At 65.9% G+C, this 17,067-nt stretch carries 17 protein-coding genes; 12 read left to right on the top strand and 5 right to left on the bottom strand.

The annotated features are described in order from the left end of the window. The first annotated feature begins 29 nt into the window (after positions 1 to 29). The 12 genes from SR858_RS25000 (at position 30) to SR858_RS24945 (ending at position 13,208) form a co-directional block, all read left to right on the top strand. Complete coding sequence (locus tag SR858_RS25000) at positions 30 to 500, top strand: GspH/FimT family pseudopilin (protein WP_019924707.1); 471 nt, start codon at positions 30 to 32, stop codon at positions 498 to 500. Positions 501 to 502: 2 nt separating this feature from the next. Further along, on the top strand, positions 503 to 877 hold the full coding sequence (gene gspI, locus SR858_RS24995; RefSeq protein ID WP_026637814.1) for a type II secretion system minor pseudopilin GspI: 375 nt from the start codon (positions 503 to 505) through the stop codon (positions 875 to 877). After that, positions 874 to 1,506, top strand: coding sequence for a PulJ/GspJ family protein (locus SR858_RS24990; RefSeq protein WP_019924709.1), 633 nt, complete (start codon positions 874 to 876; stop codon positions 1,504 to 1,506). The genes gspI and SR858_RS24990 overlap by 4 nt, the downstream gene beginning before the upstream one ends. Continuing rightward, positions 1,506 to 2,573, top strand: a complete 1,068-nt coding sequence (gene gspK, locus SR858_RS24985; protein ID WP_019924710.1) for a type II secretion system minor pseudopilin GspK — start codon at positions 1,506 to 1,508, stop codon at positions 2,571 to 2,573. The genes SR858_RS24990 and gspK overlap by 1 nt, the downstream gene beginning before the upstream one ends. Beyond that, positions 2,570 to 3,826: a type II secretion system protein GspL gene (gene gspL / locus SR858_RS24980; RefSeq protein ID WP_019924711.1), complete on the top strand. Its 1,257-nt coding sequence runs from the start codon at positions 2,570 to 2,572 to the stop codon at positions 3,824 to 3,826. The genes gspK and gspL overlap by 4 nt, the downstream gene beginning before the upstream one ends. Beyond that, a complete protein-coding gene (gspM, locus tag SR858_RS24975; protein WP_019924712.1) occupies positions 3,823 to 4,353 on the top strand; it encodes a type II secretion system protein GspM in 531 nt (176 codons plus the stop codon). The genes gspL and gspM overlap by 4 nt, the downstream gene beginning before the upstream one ends. Positions 4,354 to 4,375: 22 nt before the next feature. Continuing rightward, on the top strand, positions 4,376 to 5,152 hold the full coding sequence (gene gspN / locus SR858_RS24970; protein WP_019924713.1) for a type II secretion system protein N: 777 nt from the start codon (positions 4,376 to 4,378) through the stop codon (positions 5,150 to 5,152). Between the two features lie 12 nt (positions 5,153 to 5,164). Continuing rightward, positions 5,165 to 7,504: a type II secretion system secretin GspD gene (gspD, locus tag SR858_RS24965; RefSeq protein ID WP_084670232.1), complete on the top strand. Its 2,340-nt coding sequence runs from the start codon at positions 5,165 to 5,167 to the stop codon at positions 7,502 to 7,504. A gap of 13 nt (positions 7,505 to 7,517) precedes the next feature. After that, positions 7,518 to 8,939 (top strand): type II secretion system ATPase GspE, encoded by a 1,422-nt coding sequence (gene gspE / locus SR858_RS24960; protein ID WP_019924715.1) that lies wholly within the window; start codon positions 7,518 to 7,520, stop codon positions 8,937 to 8,939. Between the two features lies 1 nt (position 8,940). After that, a complete protein-coding gene (gene gspF, locus SR858_RS24955; RefSeq protein WP_019924716.1) occupies positions 8,941 to 10,161 on the top strand; it encodes a type II secretion system inner membrane protein GspF in 1,221 nt (406 codons plus the stop codon). A gap of 15 nt (positions 10,162 to 10,176) precedes the next feature. Then, positions 10,177 to 10,836: a type II secretion system protein N gene (locus tag SR858_RS24950; protein WP_019924717.1), complete on the top strand. Its 660-nt coding sequence runs from the start codon at positions 10,177 to 10,179 to the stop codon at positions 10,834 to 10,836. Positions 10,837 to 10,898: 62 nt separating this feature from the next. Next, the gene (locus SR858_RS24945) at positions 10,899 to 13,208 is read left to right on the top strand and encodes a patatin-like phospholipase family protein (protein WP_322534105.1); all 2,310 of its coding nucleotides are present in this window, start codon (positions 10,899 to 10,901) and stop codon (positions 13,206 to 13,208) included. Positions 13,209 to 13,302: 94 nt separating this feature from the next. Here the strand turns inward: SR858_RS24945 and SR858_RS24940 are convergent, their stop codons facing one another. The 5 genes from SR858_RS24940 to dksA all read right to left on the bottom strand — a co-directional run bounded on the left by SR858_RS24940 (position 13,303) and on the right by dksA (position 17,020). Further along, positions 13,303 to 14,046, bottom strand: coding sequence for a helix-turn-helix domain-containing protein (locus SR858_RS24940; RefSeq protein ID WP_026637815.1), 744 nt, complete (start codon positions 14,044 to 14,046; stop codon positions 13,303 to 13,305). 208 nt (positions 14,047 to 14,254) lie between these two features. Continuing rightward, a complete protein-coding gene (locus tag SR858_RS24935; protein ID WP_019924720.1) occupies positions 14,255 to 14,467 on the bottom strand; it encodes a hypothetical protein in 213 nt (70 codons plus the stop codon). A 65-nt stretch (positions 14,468 to 14,532) separates the two neighbouring features. Continuing rightward, the gene (gene hslU / locus SR858_RS24930) at positions 14,533 to 15,879 is read right to left on the bottom strand and encodes an ATP-dependent protease ATPase subunit HslU (RefSeq protein WP_019924721.1); all 1,347 of its coding nucleotides are present in this window, start codon (positions 15,877 to 15,879) and stop codon (positions 14,533 to 14,535) included. Further along, positions 15,876 to 16,418, bottom strand: coding sequence for an ATP-dependent protease subunit HslV (gene hslV, locus SR858_RS24925; protein ID WP_019924722.1), 543 nt, complete (start codon positions 16,416 to 16,418; stop codon positions 15,876 to 15,878). The genes hslU and hslV overlap by 4 nt, the downstream gene beginning before the upstream one ends. A 158-nt stretch (positions 16,419 to 16,576) precedes the next feature. Next, the gene (gene dksA, locus SR858_RS24920) at positions 16,577 to 17,020 is read right to left on the bottom strand and encodes an RNA polymerase-binding protein DksA (protein WP_019924723.1); all 444 of its coding nucleotides are present in this window, start codon (positions 17,018 to 17,020) and stop codon (positions 16,577 to 16,579) included. Positions 17,021 to 17,067: the final 47 nt, after the last annotated feature.

The raw sequence follows: 17,067 nt of genomic DNA, 5'->3' as shown, positions 1-17,067 counted from the left end.
GCACCCGGTATTATTTTAAGGACACGCCCATGGTTGCGGGCCGCGCGCGTGGTTTCACGCTGATCGAACTGCTGGTGGTGATGGTTATCCTGGGCATTACCCTGGGGATCGTCTCGCTCAACGCCATGCCGGACCAGCGCCAGACCGTGCACCAGGAAGCCCAGCGCATTGCGCTGCTGCTGCAAATGGCGCGCGATGAGGCCATCGTGCGCAACCGCCAGGTGGCGTTCGAGGCCAGCAGCGACGGTTACCGCTTTTTGATCCGCAACGGCCGCCAGTGGGACGTGGCGGTGCAGGACGACCTGCTGCGTGCGCGCGAGTTCAAGCGCGGCCCCTACACCCTGCTGCTCGACCCGCAACCCAATTTTCAGCAAGGCGTGATGCGCATCGTGTTTGGCCGCGAACCGGTGGACAAGCCGTTCGTGCTGACCATGGCCAGCAATGACGGCAGCAGCGTGGCCATCCGCGCCGATGGCGTCGGTCACTTTACGGTGGATTGACCATGCGCCGCTCTCCAGCTAATTCCTCCGGCTTTACCCTGCTCGAAGTGCTGGTCGCCCTGGTGATCGTGGGCACCGCGCTGGGCGCCTCGCTGCGCGCCGTGGGCAGCCTCACCCAGAACAGCGCCGGCCTGCGCGCCTCGATGATGGCCACGTGGTCGGCCGAGAACCGGCTGGTGCAACTGAGCCTGGCCCGCACCTATCCGGCCATCGGCAAGCAAACCTTCGAATGCCCGCAGGGCGACCTCAAGCTGATGTGCGAGGAGGCCGTGATCGCCACGGCCAATCCGCGTTTTCGCCGGGTGGAGGTGAGCGTGTACGACCAGGCCAACCCGGAACGCCGCATCATCAAGCTGGCGCAGGTGCTCAGTCCATGATGCCGCAGTCGATGCCGAAGCTCCGGCCGCGCCCGCGCGGCTTCACCCTGATCGAGTTACTTGTTGCAATCACCATCCTGGCGTTTGTGGCGGTGCTCGGTTGGCGCGGGCTCGACGGCATCATCCGCTCGCGCGATGCGCTGACCACGGAAATGGCCTACACGCGTGGCTTGCAACTGGCGTTTGCCCAGCTGCAAAGCGACTTGTCCAGCCTGGCCAACTCCAGCTATCTGAATCGCCGGCCGATGATCGCGGCCGAGAACGATCGCATCACGCTGGTACGCATGGCGATGCTGGAAAATGAACCTACGCGGCTGCTGGTGGTCTCATACCGGGTACGCGACGATGGCGTGCTGGTGCGCCGCGAGTCGAACGCCACCCGCGACCTGCGCGAGCTCGACACCCTGTGGCAGGCTGCGCTGAGCGATACCGGCACGTCCGCCAGCGTAGCCTTGCAGTCGGGCGTGCAGGCGATGACCATGCGCTACTGGGCCGACAACCAGTGGCTGCCGGCCAGCGGCACCGCGCCCGTCAGCGGCACCGGCATGCCGACCGGGCTGGAAGTGACGTTGATGGTGCGCGGACAGGAAGTGCCGCTGGTGAAATCCTACCTGCTGGGGGAACTGTGATGGCCGGCCGCCCCCGCCAACTCCTGCGCCAGCGCGGTGTCGCGGTGGTGACCGCGCTGCTTTTGACCACGCTGGCGGTGACCATCGTGGCCAGCCTGTTCTGGCAGCAGCAGGTGCAGGTGCGTTCGATGGAAAACCAGCGCCTGCAATTCCAGACGCGCTGGATCGTGCGCGGCGCACTGAGCTTGAGCAGGCTGATCCTGCAGGTGGACTTCTTCAGCAAGGGCGGCTTGACCATTGAAAACGGCATCTGGGCCCAGCCGCTCGAAGAAACCAGGATCGACGATTACATCGAACGCGAACAGCGCGAGAGCGAGAATTTCAATGCCACGCTGTCCGGCCAGATTGTCGATGCGCAGTCGCGTTACAATCTGACCAATCTGTCAGAGGGCCGCGTGATCAGCCCGACCGATGTGGCGATGTTCGAGCGCCTGCTGACCCAGTTGCAGCTCAACCCCAGCCTGGCGCTGCCGCTGGCCAGGCAGGTGGCAAGCTCGCAGCCAGCGCCCACGCCGGCGACCGGCGCAGGTACTGGCACCAGTACTGGAACTGAAACCGGCACCGGCACCGGTAGCACGACTGCGGCGCAGTCGGGCGCGAGCGGCGGCACGGAGCCGATGGGGCTGGTGCGGGTGGACGATTTACTGTCGGTGAGCGGGTTCACGCCGCAGGCGATGGAGCGGCTGCGGGACTTTTTGATCATCCTGCCGCAGCGCACCGAGCTCAACGTCAACACGGCGCCGCCGGAATTACTTGCTGCGCTGTCGCCCAATCTGCCGTTGGCCGATGCCAACGTGATGGTGAACGCGCGCAAGCGCGGCGGGTTTTACCGTGATACGGCAGACTATACGAACCTGCCGCAACTCGGAACGGCCAATCGTAAGCCTGTGCAAGGGTTGCTTTTCGGTGTGAAGAGCAATTTCTTTTTGGTCTACAGCCGGGTGCGGCTGGACCGGGCGGCGCTCGATGCGGTGTCGCTGCTGCAGCGGAACCCTACTTCCGGGCAGAGCACGGTGTTGTGGATACGGGAAAACGAGAACGGCGATCAACGAAAGCGAGAATTTTGACTACTTTATTTATCCGCTACCCGGCCAAGGCCAGCGTCGACAGCGGCGCCGCGCAGACCTGCGCATTCGCGCTGGTGGCCGACGGCGGCGCCGTGCAACAGCAGGGCAACGCACCGCTGGGCAACCTGGGCGCCATGGTGGCGTCCGCGCGCCGCGTGACCTTGCTGCTGGCCGCGTCCGACGTCACCCTGCTGCGCGTGAAAACCCCGCCGCTGGCGCCCGCGCGCCTGAAGGCGGCGCTGCCGGCGCTGGTGGAAGAACACGTGCTGGGCGATGTCGCCGACTGCGTGCTGGCCGCGTCCGGTAACGGTCCCGACGGCCTGCGCACGGTGGCCGTGGTGCAGCGCGCCTGGCTCGAGGTGCTGGTCAAGGCGCTGATCGCCCAGGGTGCGCACAGCGTGTCGGCGGTGCCGGCGCAGTTGTGCCTGCCGTTCCAGCCCGGCTCTGTTTCCGCCAGCCTGCAGACCAACGATGCCGGTTTCGAATTGACCATGCGCCGCGACCAGTTCGACGGCCTGGGCCTGACCCTGCCGGCGCAGCCGTCGGCCGCGCTGCACACGGTGCGCGCGCTGGCCGGCGCCGAGCCGGTCACGCTGTACCTGCCGGCCGACGAGATCGAGCGCTTCGCGCCGCTGCTGGTGGACGTCAACCAGAACGGCGACAGCCTGACGCTGGAAGAAGACCGCTGGGAGCACTGGGTGGCGTCGGCCCGTGCCGCCGGCCTCGACCTGGCGCCGGCGCTCGGCGCCTCGGGCGCCGCCGCGCGCGAGTGGCGCCGCTGGCGCTGGCCGCTGCGCCTGGCCGCGCTGGCGCTGCTGGTCAACGTGGTGGGCCTCAATATCGATTACCTGGGCCAGAAGCGCGACCTAGCCGCCGTCGAGCAATCAATGGCGCAGGCGTTCCAGTCGGCGTATCCGAACCAGCCGCTCAGTGTCGATCCGATCCGGCAAATGCGCCAGAACGTGGAGCGCGCCAAGGGCGGCGACGGCCAGGCGCCAAACGACAGCTTCGTGGCGCTGTCGGTGGACGTGGGCGAAGTACTGGCCACGCTGCCCAGGCGCGACGTGGTCGCCAGCATCGATTACCGGGAACGCGCCTTGCAGGTCAAGGTCAAACCCAATATGGTCGATGGCGCCGCCATGGCGCAGGTGCGCGCCGCGCTGGAAGCGCGCCAGCTGGAGCTGTCGGAAACCACGCCGGGCACCTGGCAGATCCGCCGCAAGGCCACCCCCAAACCATCGGCGAAGGCATGAGCAGCATGAGTAACATGAGCAAGTTGCAACAGAAACTGCAAGACGCCCGCGGCCGCGCCGCCACTTTCTGGCTGGCGCGCACCGAGCAGGAGCGCAAGTTCCTGGCGGTGGGCGGCGTGGTGCTGGGCCTCGGCCTGTTCTACGGCGTGCTGCTCGACCCGGCGCTGACCGGGCGCGCCCGGCTGGCCACCGAATTGCCGCTCAAGCGCCAGCAGGCCGCCGAAATGCAATCGCTTGCGCGCGAAGCGGTGGCGCTGCGCGGCCAGACCAGTGTCGCCCCGCCAGCGATGACGCGCGAAAGCCTGGCGGCCAGCATGGCGGCGCAGGGCCTCGGTTCGCCCACGGTGAACATCACCGGCGAGTACGCCAAGGTCCAGCTCACCAACGTGCCGTTCGCGGCGGTGGTGACCTGGCTGGAAACGGCGCGGATGGACAGCCGCATCGCCGTGCAGGACGCCAATTTTGTCGCGCAGGACGTGGCTGGCATGGTCAACGGCAATATCACCTTGCGCCAGAGCCTGCAATGACGATCTTCCCGAAAGCCCGTCCGTGAAGCGCGCCCTGCTGTGGGTGGCCACCTGCGTGCTCAGCGTGCTGTTGACGCTGGCTATTTTCTTCCCCGCCGCCTGGCTCGGTTCGCTGGTCGAACAGCGCACCGGTGGGCGTTTGACCCTGGGCGACGCGCAGGGTACGCTGTGGCGCGGTTCCGCCTTCATCGGCGGCGCGGCCGGCGGCAATGGCCCGGTCACGCCGCTGCTGCCGGGACGGTTTACGTGGACCATCTCGCCGCTGGCGCTGATCGGCATGGTCGATCTGCGGTTGGAGAACCCGGAGGCGCTGGCGCAGCCGGTCACCTTCAAGGGCAACTGGTCGCAGTGGCAACTGAGCGCGTCGGCGCTGCTGCTGCCGGCCGAGGGCCTGTCCGGGCTCGGCGCGCCGCTCAATACGCTGGCGCCGAGCGGCAGCATGCGCCTGTCGTGGACCGGGCTCGAGCTGGTGCTGGACAAACAACAGATCGCCATCAACGGCCGCACCACGCTGGAGATGACGGACATGTCGTCGCGGCTGGCGCCGGTGCGCCCGCTCGGCAGTTATGCGCTGGCGCTCGACTGGCGCGGCCAGCAGGCGGCGCTCACGCTGAGTTCCGTCAAAGGTCCCCTGCTGCTCAGCGGCAGTGGCAACCTGAACCGTGGCCGCCTGAATTTTTCCGGGCAGGCCGAAGCAGCACAAGGATACGACGACGTTCTGGCCAACCTGTTGAGTTTGCTAGGCCAGCGCCGTCCCGGTAGTGACCGCACCATCATCGCTTTAGAGTTCCATTCTTAAAAGTTCAGCCCCATGAAAAAACAGAGCCCAACCCAACTTCCCGCGCTGCGTCGCCTGAACGCTGCTGCGATGCTGTGCTGTGCGCTGGTGGCGCCTGCCGCCACGGCGCTGCTGCCGGGCGTCGCGCACGCCGCCAAGGCCGCCGCCGGCAGCGGTAACGATGACGCCGCCGCGCTCAATTTTGTCGGCGCCGACATCGAATCGGTGATCAAGGCCGTGGGCCACTACACCAACATCACCTTCGTGATCGACCCGCGCGTCAAGGGCACGTTGACGCTGGTGTCGGAAAAATCGATCACCAAGTCGCAGGCGTTCAGCCTGCTGACCTCGGCGCTGCGCCTGCAGGGCTTTGCGGTGGTGAGCGGCGACGGCTACGCCAAGGTGGTGCCGGAGGCGGACGCCAAGCTGCAATCGTCGCCCACGCAAGTGGGCTCGGCGCCCACCCAGATCAAGGGCGACCAGATCGTCAGCCAGATCTTCCAGCTCAACTACGAGTCGGCCAACAACGTGGTCACCGTGTTGCGCCCGCTGATTTCGCCCAACAACACCATCAACGCCAACCCCGGCAACAACACGGTGGTGATTACCGACTACGCGGACAACCTCAAGCGCCTGGCGAAAATCATCGCCGCGCTCGACGCACCCGCCACGGCCGACCTCGACGTGATCCCGGTGCGCTACGCGATTGCCAGCGACCTGGCCGCCATGATCAACAAGCTGATGGATGCCAGCGGTGGCGGGGCTGCCGCTGGCGGTGGTGATGCCGGCCGCGTCAATGTGCTGGCCGATCCGCGCACCAATTCGCTGGTGCTGCGGGCGCCGTCGCTGGCGCGCGCCAACCTGGCCAAGTCGCTGATCGCCAAGCTCGACCAGCCTACCCAGGAGCTGGGCAATGTCCACGTGGTGTACCTGAAAAATGCCGAGGCCGTCAAGCTGGCGCAAACCCTGCGTTCGCTGGTATCGGGCGACACGTCCAATCCCAACCAGAACAGCGGCGGCACCAGCAATAGCAGCGGCCAGGGCATGAACAACAATTCGTTCGGCGGCCAGAGCAGCAACACCGGCAACAACTCTGGCTCGGGCAGCAACACCGGCGGCACCAATGGTCCCACCAACCCTCTGCTGACCGGCAATAACAACCAGCAGCAACAGGGCGGCGGTGGCCAGGCCGGCTTCATCCAGGCCGACGCCACCACCAATACCCTGATCATCACCGCGCCCGAATCGATCTACCGCAACTTGCGCGCCGTGATCGACCAGCTCGACGTGCGCCGCGCCCAGGTGTACATCGAATCGCTGATCGTGGAAGTGTCGTCCGACAAGGCGTCAGAGTTCGGCGTGCAGTGGCTGGGCGCCACCGGCGACGCCAACAGCAAGTACCGGCTGGGCGGTTTGCAGTCGTCGAGCGTGGCCGGCGCCAACAACAACATTCTCGGCGTGGCGCAGGCGCTCAGCAATACGTCCACCGCCACGGCTGCCAACCTGCCCGGCGCCGGCCTGACCGTGGGCATCTTCAAGCAGGTTGCCGGCGGCCTGGGCCTGGGCGTGCTGGCCCGTTCGCTGGAGTCGGACGGCAATGCCAACGTGCTGTCCACGCCGAACATGATCACGCTCGACAATGAACTGGCCACCATTTCGGTCGGCCAGAACGTGCCGATCCTGACCGGCCAGTTCACCACCACCTCGGGCACTAACACCAACCCGTTCCAGACCATCGACCGCAAGGAAGTGGGCCTGACGCTCAAGGTGCGGCCGCAAATTTCGGAAGGCGGCACCATCAAGCTGGCGATTTACCACGAGACCTCGAGCGTGGACCAGTCGACCCTGTCCGCCGCAGCCGGCATCACCATCAACAAGCGCGTGATCGAAAACAACGTGGTGGCCGACGACGGCCAGATCATCGTGCTGGGCGGCCTGATCGAAGACACCGAGGGTGACAGCGTCGATAAAACCCGTGGCCTCGGCGATATCCCGATCCTGGGCAACCTGTTCAAGTACCAGAAGCGGTCGCGCAAGAAAACCAATTTGATGGTGTTCCTGCGCCCGGTCGTGATCCGCAGCAAGGAGCAGAGCACCAGCCTGGCCACCGACCGCTACGACTACATGCGCGGCGCCCAGGAGGCGATCAAACCGCCGGACAGCATCCTGGTCAAGGACCTGGGCCAGCCGATGCTGCCGAATATGCAGAGCGGCCAGCCGACCGCCAGCGGTACGCTGGCGCGGCCGATCCAGACCGTGCCGTCGCAAGTTGTGCCGGGCCGCGCCGAGAATCTCGTGCCGCAGCCGCCGGGGCAGCCACAAGCGCAGCCGCAGCTGCCGCAGCCGCTCTATCAACCGCAGCCGCAACAATGATGGAACGCCTGCAATGAACAACCTTTTGCCCTTCGCCTTTGCCCGCGATTACGTGGTGCTGGCGCAGCCGAGCGATACCGCCGAGAACACGGTGGACGTGCTGGTGTGCGGCGCCACCGCGCCGGCCGCCATTGCCGAGGTGTCGCGCCGGTTCGGCCGCATCCAGCTCAAGAACCTCACCCGCGCCGACCTCGAGATCGCCATTGCCACCGCGTACGCGGGCGCCGGCGGCAACGCCTCGATGGTGGCCGACGAGTTCGACGCCAACCTCGATCTGACCAAGCTGCTGCAGGACGTCCCGGCCATTGAGGATTTGCTCGAATCGTCCGACGATGCCCCGGTGATCCGCATGATCAATGCGCTGCTCACGCAAGCACTGCGCGACAGCGCGTCCGACATCCACATCGAGCCGTTTGAGCAGACCTCGGTCGTGCGCTTCCGCGTTGACGGCGCGCTGCGCGACGTGGTGCGCCCGCGCAAGGCGATCCATGGTTCCTTGATTTCGCGTATCAAGATCATGGCCCAGCTCGACATTGCCGAGAAGCGCTTGCCGCAGGACGGCCGCATCACCTTGCGCATTGGCGGCAAACCGGTCGATGTGCGCGTCTCCACCTTGCCGACCGGCCACGGCGAGCGCGCCGTGCTGCGTCTGCTGGACAAGGAGGCAGGGCGCCTCGATCTGAACCACCTGGGCATGAGCGCGACCATGCTGCCCAAGTTCGACGCGCTGATCAACCAGCCGCACGGCATCGTGCTGGTGACCGGTCCGACCGGCTCCGGCAAGACCACCACGCTGTACGCGGCGCTTTCGCTGTTGAACGCCAGCACCACCAACATCATGACGGTGGAAGACCCGATCGAGTACGACCTCAATGGCGTAGGCCAGACCCAGGTGAACGCGCGCATCGACATGACTTTTGCCAAGGCCCTGCGCGCGATCCTGCGCCAAGACCCGGACGTGATCATGATCGGCGAGATCCGCGACCTGGAAACCGCGCAGATCGCGGTGCAGGCATCGCTTACCGGCCACCTGGTGCTGGCCACCTTGCACACCAACGACGCCGCCGCTGCCGTCACCCGTCTGTTGGACATGGGGATCGAACCGTTCCTGCTGTCGTCGTCGCTGCTGGGTGTGCTGGCCCAGCGCCTGGTGCGCAAACTCTGCGGCCACTGCAAGAGCTTTGACGGCCACCTGTGGCAGCCGGTCGGCTGCGAGCATTGCGGCCATACCGGCTATACCGGCCGGGTGGGCGTGTACGAATTCCTCGAAACGACCGAGCAGATCCGCGCGCAAATCCACAACCGCGCGTCGGAAGCGGAGGTCAAGGCCGCTGCGGTCGCCAGCGGCATGATCACCATGCGCGAGGACGGCGAGCGCTGGCTGGCCAGCGGTGTCACCACCCAGGCCGAGCTGCTGCGCGTGACGAAAGACTAAGATGCCAGCATTCCGTTACGAAGCCGTCGATGCCGGCGGCGCCACCAAGAAAGGCGTGCTCAACTCGGACAGCGCCCGCTCGGCGCGCGCCGAGCTGCGCACGCTGGGCCTGGTGCCGCTCAAGGTGGACGCGATTGCCGCCCAGGTCGATGCGGCCGGCGTGGCCAAGCGCCGCGGCTTTGGCGAGCGCCTGTCCACCACCGAGCTGGCGCTGTTTACGCGCCAGATGGCCAGCCTGCTCGAAGCGGGGCTGCCGCTCGAACAGGCGTTCACCGCGCTGCTGGAACAGGCCGAACGTGCGTACTTGCGCGACCTGATCGCCTCGATCCGCGCCGAGGTGATCGGCGGCGCCGCGCTGTCCGATGCCCTGAGCCGCCACCCGCGCGACTTCGCCGAAATTTACCGGGCGCTGGTCGCCTCGGGCGAGCAGATCGGCCAGCTCTCGCGCGTGCTGTCGCGCCTGGCCGATTACATCGAGCGCCGCAATGCGCTGGTGCAAAAGGTGCGCCTGGCGTTCACCTATCCGGCGATCGTGACCGTGGTGGCGTTTGCCATCGTGATCTTCCTGCTCACCTACGTGGTGCCGCAGATCGTTTCGGTGTTTGCCAATACCAAGCAAAAACTGCCGCTGCTCACCGTCGTCATGCTGGCCATTTCCGACTTCGTGCGCAACTACGGCATCGTGGTGGCGATCGCGCTGATCGGCGCCTGGTTCGCCTGGCGCCGGGCGCTGGAAAATCCGTCGCTCAAGCGGCGCTGGCACACCTGGCTGCTGACCGCGCCGTTGTACGGCAAGTTCGAGCGCAGCCTGAACACGGCGCGCTTTGCCAGCACGCTGGCGATCACCACCGGCTCCGGCGTGCCGATCCTGCGCGCGCTGGAAACCAGCCGCGACACCCTGTCCAATGTCGCCATGCGCGAACTGGTGGAGGAGGCCAGCGACGCCGTGCGCGAAGGCGTGAGCCTGGCGCGGTCGCTGTCGGCCCAGCGCCACTTCCCGCCCATGCTGGTGCACATGATCCGCGCCGGCGAAATCACCGGCGAGCTGCCGGCCATGCTGGACCGTGCCGCTGCCGCCCAGGAAGCCGACCTCGAGCGTCGCACGCTCACCATCGCCGGCCTGCTCGAACCCGCGCTGATCCTCGCCATGGGCGTGGTCGTGCTGCTGATCGTGCTGGCGGTGCTGATGCCTATTATTGAAATCAACCAGCTTGTGCGCTGACCCGGAAAGACCGTTATGAAGCGTTTGCCCCTGTTTGTTACCGTCCTGGCCGTGGCGCTGTTGTCGGCGTCGCTGGCCTACTGGGTGCTGCAGTTTAACCAGCCCCGCCAGCGCGCGATTGCCGCGCCGCCACCGGCGCCGCCTGCCGCCCTCAACCTCGATGCCGCCAAGGGCCTGTTCGGCGGCCAGATCACGGTGGCCGCCGCCAGCAACTACCAGCTCAAGGGCGTGGTGGCGGCGGTTGGCAGCGGCAACGGCCGCGACAGCGCCGCCATCCTGGCAATGGACAACCAGCCCGCCCAAGCCTACGGCCTGGGCCGTGAAGTGTCGCCCGGCGTGACGGTCAAGGAAATCCATCCGAAGTTCGTGCTGCTGTCCGAAGGCGGCGCCATCAAGCGGGTGGACCTGCCCAGCGATGCCGGCGCCACCAGCACCGCGCCGGCGCTGCCGGCAATCCAGCCGGTGCAGACGCCGCCACCGGCCATGCCGGCGCCGCAGGTGCAAATGCAGCCGGCACCGGCCATGCAACCGCCCGGCACGGTGCCGCCGGCGGCCGGCCAGCAAAATCCCCGGCCCCAGAACAACCCTGGCGTCCCCGGCAACACCAATAACCCCAACACGCCCAACAACCCCAACGCGATCGGCCCGGTCCCCGGCTTCGGCCGCCAACAATGAACCGGGTTCATCCGATGACAGGTTTTCGCCTCCTGGCCGCAGCTTTGTGCTGCGGCTTTTTCTTGTCCGCGACGGTTGCTGGCGCCGCCGGCGCCGCGCCGCAGCACACTGCCAACGCCAACGCCAACGCCAACGCCAACGTCAACGCCAATAGCAGCGTCAGCCGCAGCCCCAGCCAAAGTAGCAGCGGCGGTTCCGACGCACCGGTAGTTCCCGGCCCGGCGCTGCCTGCCACGCCTGTGGCGTCAACGGTCCGTCCCAAGATAGCGCTGGTACTTTCGGGCGGCGGCGCGCGCGGCTTCGCCCACATCGGCGTGCTCAGGGCTCTGCAGGAATTGCGCGTGCCGGTCGATATCGTGGTGGGGACCAGCATGGGCAGCGTGGTTGGTGGCGCCTACGCTGCCGGCAGCTCGGTCGAGCAACTGGAGTTGCTGGTGCGCCGTACCGACTGGGCGGCCGTGGTGGCCGACCGCCCGCCGCGCGATGAGCTGGTGTTCCGCCGCCGCGAGGAAGATTTATTGCTGCCCTCGCGCATCGAGCTGGGCGCCAAGTGGGACGGCGTAACCCTGCCGCCGGCGGCTGCCGGCAACGAGGCGCTGGAGCTGGCCTTGACGCGGGTACTGCCGCACGGCGCGCGCGACAAGCCGGTCAACCTGCTGCAACTGCCGTTCCGCTCGGTGGCGTCGGACCTGGTGACGGGAGAATTGGTCGAGCTGTCCGACACGCCGCTGTTCCTGGCCATGCGCGCGTCGCTGGCGGTGCCAGGCGTGTTTGCGCCGGTGCGCATCAAGGACCGGCTGCTGGTCGATGGCGGCCTGGTGCGCAACCTGCCGGTGGACGTGGCGCGCGAGATGGGCGCCGACATCATCATTGCCGTCAACGTCGGCACGCCGCTGGCGCAGGAGAAGGAACTGGTCAGTGCGGTGAGCGTGGCGCAGCAGATGCTGCAAATCCTTACCGAGCAGAACGTCCAGCGCTCGCTCAAGGAACTGCGGCCCGACGACATCCTGCTGGCGCCCGACCTCGGCGGCATCGGCTTTCTCGACTTTACCCGCCACGACCGCGCCATGCGGGCGGGCGAGGCGGCGGTGCGCGCCATGAGTGACAAGCTGGTCGGCCTGGCGCTGCCCGAGGGGCAGTACGCAGCGTATGAATTGAGCCGGCTGTCGGCGCCGGTGCCGATCGACCAGCCGATGCGCCTGGCCAAACTCGAGGTTGCGCCGAGCGGCCACATCAACCCCACCGAACTGGCCGTGCAGTCAGGCTTGAAAGTCGGGCAGATGGTCACCGGCGAGCAGGCCCAGCGCGCTGGCAATTCGCTGTTCGGGCGCGGCGACCTGGCACGGGTGGAAACCGAGGTGCGCGACGATGGCGATGGCCGCAGCGTGCTGATCAAGCCGACCGAGGCCGACTGGGCCCGCAGCCGCCTGCGCGTGGGGCTCGAATTCAGTAGCGATTCGCACGACAACAACACCTTCCAGTTCAAGTTCATGCACGTGCTGTCGTCGGTCAACGACTGGGGCGCGGAGCTGCGCACGGTGGTCAACCTTGGCACCCAGCGCGCGTTCGGCACGCAGTTCTGGCAACCGCTGGGCGCGGGCTCGCAATGGTACGTGGCGCCGTCGCTGCAACACGGCATCGTCACGCGCGACATCTTCGACAGCAGCGGCTTGCGCCAGGCGCGCTACGGCTACAATGCCCACAGCGCCACCTTTGCGATCGGCCGCCAACTGAGCCGCTGGGGCGACCTGCGCTACAGCGTGTCGCGCCAGCGCGCCAACTACCAGCAAACCATTCCCTACCAGTCGCAGAGCACCAGCGACCGCGAAACCGTGCGTGCACTGTCGTACAGCGTGGACAGCCTCGACACGATTGCCTTTCCCACCCGGGGCCGGCTGTTCAACATCGAGTGGCAGGGCCGCGAAAACGGCGACGCCAACGCTGCCGTCGCCACCCAGCATCGGGTGCAATGGCTCGAAGCATTCCACCTCGACCGCTGGGCCGGCCACGTCTATGGCGAATGGTCGCGCAACCGGGGCGCCTCGTCCACGTCTAGCCTGGGCGGTTTCCTGCGCCTGTCGGGCACCATGCCCGAATCGGTGGCCGGCGCGCGCACCGTGCTGGCGCGGGTGGTGACAGCACGCAGCATCGGCAGCATGCCGGCCGCCCTGGGTGGCGACGTACGGGTAGGGTTTTCACTGGAAACCGGCGGCGCCTACAGCGACAGCGCCTCCCTGCACCGCAACACCCTGCGCCAGGCAGCCAGCGCCTTCATCTCGGTCGATACGCGGTTCGGCCCGCTGTACTTCGGCGCCGGCAAGACCCGCGACGGCAGCACCAGCGGCTACCTGTTCCTGGGCCCGGTATGGTAAGTGCATCCGACTTCGGGGTCAGTGCCGACATTCGGACACGGCCTCAAGCGCTATAAGCTGTGCTCGTGTCCAAATGTCGGCACTGACCCCGAACTTAGCGGGTTTCGGCGCGGCGCAGGGCGGTGAAGGCGGCGAATTCCCATGACCGGAAACCGACCAGCAGGGTGAAACCGTCGCGGTCGCCTGGCGCCAGTTTGCGGTCGCCCTGGTGCAGGCGGGCCAGTTCGCCGGCCAGTTGCTGGATGCGGCCCACCAGTTCCTGGGCGCTTGGCAGCGATAGCCGCGCAGGCAGGCACAGCAGGGTTTCGCCGGCGCCGTCGAAGCTGCCGCTGAAGTAATCGCTGACCGCGTGGTCGCGGAAGAATTGCTGCACCGGGCCGTCCGGCAGCCAGCGGAAGGCGTTCGAAACGCGCAGCCGGTAGCGGTTCAGCGGTTTCAATTCGATCACGCCCAGCCGGTCCAGTTCGGCCAGCAGCATGATGCATTCGGGTTCGGTGAGGGTGTAGGTTTCCAGTACCTGCTCCACGGTCCAGTGGCCAAGGCAGCAGATCGCCATCAGGAGCAGATGCGGGTGCGCCAGCAGCGCTTTTTCCTGGGTGAGGGTGAGGGCGTCGGTTTGCGGGGTGGCGTCGGCGGCGCCGCGCAGCACGTCTTCCATCGGCACGCCGGCAGCCTTGCAGATCTGGGCCAGCCGCGAGAGCGCCATATCTTGCTGGCCGAACATGCGCTTGACGCTCGATTCGCTCATGCCGATGCGCTCGGCCAGCATTTTGTAGGTGACGCCGGCGGTGCGCATCTGCGTGCGCAACACCTGCAACAGCAATTCGGGAGAGCTCATGGTCCGCCTGGTCGGTTTGATAAGGTATCGTAGCACGATACCAGGCGTAGTGAAAAGTGATGCCTGGGACAATCCGCTAGGACTGGGCAGGAAATGGGAGGACACTGCTTGCATGGATAGCGAGCCGACGCCAGCACCGGCGTCCGCCGCAGATCCAGACTAATTCCAGCAAGGGCCTCGAACACGGCAACGTGTTTCGAGGCCTTTTTTATGCCTGGTCGGGGTCCGCCTTGGGATCGATTTTGGCCAGCAGCCGCTTGGCCGCCTGGCGCTCGGTGGACTGCGGCTTGGCATGCGGCCCGGCGCCACCGGCGCGCGCCTTGGCGGCGACCGCCACCGGATTGCGCGGCGGCGGCGATGGCGGCACCCGCGTGGGCGCGATCTGTTTCTTTTGCCGCGTTGCCAGTGCTTTGTTCGCCATCACTTAACTCCTATGGAAGCTTGAAAACCGTAGCGGGCCGCGCAGTAGGTTTGCGAGCTTCCATGTTACAGGACGTAGCGGGAAAGGTCTTCGTTGACTGCCAGCGCATCGAGCCGCTCGTTGACATAGGCGGCGTCGATCGTGACGACCTTGCCGCTGGTTTCGCTGGCGGAGAACGACACTTCTTCCAGCAGCTTTTCCATCACCGTGTACAGGCGGCGCGCGCCGATGTTTTCGGTGCGCTCGTTGACCGAGAACGCGATCTCCGCCAGGCGCGTGATGCCTTCCTGCGAAAACTCGATTTTAACGTCTTCGGTGGCCAGCAGCGCCTCGTACTGTTTGGTCAGGCACGCATCGGTGCTGGTCAGAATGCGTTCGAAATCGGCAATCGACAGCGATTCCAGCTCCACCCGGATCGGGAAGCGGCCCTGCAACTCGGGGATCAGGTCCGATGGCTTGGCCAGGTGGAATGCGCCCGACGCGATGAACAGGATGTGGTCGGTGCGGATCATGCCGTACTTGGTGTTGACCGTGGTGCCTTCCACCAGCGGCAGCAGGTCGCGCTGCACGCCGGCGCGCGAAACATCGCCACCGCCGATTTCGGAACGGGTAGCGATCTTGTCGATTTCGTCGAGGAACACGATGCCGTTCTGCTCGACGTTCTGGATCGCCTTCTGCTTCATTTCCTCATCGTTGATCAGCTTGGCGGCTTCTTCGTCGACCAGGAACTTCATCGCCTCGCGGATCTTGACCTTGCGTGCTTTTTTACGCGTGTTGCCAATGCCCGAGAACATCGACTTGATCTGCTCGGTCATTTCTTCCATACCCGGCGGCGCCATGATTTCCATTTGCGGACCGGCGTCGGCAATCTCGATTTCGATTTCCTTGTCGTCGAGCTCACCCTGGCGCAGGCGCTTGCGGAAGGTCTGGCGCGTGCTGTCGCCTTCCTTCGGTGCGTCGGCCGCAGTGCTGTTGCTAGGCTGGAAGCCGAAGTCGCGCGGCGGCGGCAGCAGGATGTCCAGTACGCGGTCTTCCGCCGCGTCTTCGGCGCGTGCGCGCACCTTGGCCATTTCGGCCAGGCGGGTTTGCTTGATGCCGATGTCGATCAGGTCGCGGATGATGGTATCGACGTCGCGGCCCACGTAACCGACTTCGGTAAACTTGGTGGCTTCGATCTTGATGAACGGCGCATCGGCCAGCTTGGCCAGGCGCCGCGCGATCTCGGTTTTACCGACGCCGGTAGGGCCGATCATGAGAATGTTCTTGGGCGTGATTTCGTGGCGCAGCGGTTCTTCGACCTGCTGGCGGCGCCAGCGGTTGCGCAGGGCGATCGCCACTGCCTTCTTGGCCTTGCCCTGGCCGACCACGTGTTTGTCGAGTTCGCCGACGATTTCCTGGGGAGTCATGTTCATGCGGGTTCCAGTGTTTCGATGATGTGGTTTAAGTTGGTGTAGATGCACAACTGGCCGGCGATCGTCAGTGATTTTTTGACTACTTCCGCAGGTGAGAGTTCCGTATTTTCTACCAGCGCCTTGGCGGCGGACTGGGCGTAGGTGCCGCCCGAGCCGATCGCACCCACGCCGTCTTCGGGCTCGAGCACGTCGCCGTTACCGGTGATCACCAGGGTCGATTCGCTGTCGGCCACCAGCAGCATCGCTTCGAGGCGGCGCAGCACGCGGTCGGTGCGCCAGTCCTTGGCCAGTTCGACCGAGGCGCGCAGCAGGTTGCCCTGGTGTTTTTCCAGCTTGCCTTCGAAGCGGTCGAGCAGGGTGAAGGCGTCGGCGGTGCCGCCGGCGAAGCCGACCAGGACCTTGCCGTTATACACCTTGCGCACCTTGCGGGCCGTGCCCTTCATGACGATGTTGCCGAGCGTGACCTGGCCATCGCCGCCGAGCGCGACTTCCTTGCCGCGCCGCACGCACAAGATGGTGGTGCCGTGAAATTGTTCCATGTTGACCTCGAATGTTCAGTTGGTTGATGCCGCACTGCGTCTTGAAGGGGGAAATGGGGACGGAAAACGCAATTGCAATCCCCGGGCCCTGCACGGCGCCAGGGCAAAAAAAAGCACGCGGGGATTAGGCGCGTGCTTGGGTAGGTGTTGCTCGGCGGTTAATCGCCGTACAGCTTTTGCTTCAGTTCGCGGCGCTGCTGCGCTTCCAGCGACAGCGTGGCGGTCGGGCGGGCGATCAGGCGCGGGATGCCGATCGGCTCGCCGGTCTCTTCGCACCAGCCGTAGTCGCCGCCGTCGATGGCCACGATCGATTGCTGGACTTTTTTGAGCAGCTTGCGCTCGCGGTCGCGCGTGCGCAGTTCCAGCGCGTGCTCTTCCTCGATGGTGGCGCGGTCGGCCGGATCGGGGACCAGCACGGTTTCGCGCAGGTGCTCGGTGGTTTCGCCGGCGTTCTTGAGCAGCTCTTTTTCAAGCTGTTGCAGTTTCGCCTTGAAAAACGCCATCTGCGCCGGGTTCATGTAGTCCTTCTCATCCATCTTGAGAATTTCTTCTTCGGTCAGGATGCGTTCGGCTGCGGTCGATTTATTAGTTTTAGTGGTCATAACTTCGCTTACCTTCGATACGACAGAGTTTTCAAATTGATCAGCAG

It is taken from the genome of Duganella zoogloeoides (genome assembly GCF_034479515.1).
Classification (GTDB): Bacteria; Pseudomonadota; Gammaproteobacteria; order Burkholderiales; family Burkholderiaceae_D; genus Rugamonas; species Rugamonas zoogloeoides.
The sequence above is the reverse complement of the archived record's forward strand: the minus strand, read 5'-3'. Positions and strand labels throughout refer to the sequence as shown.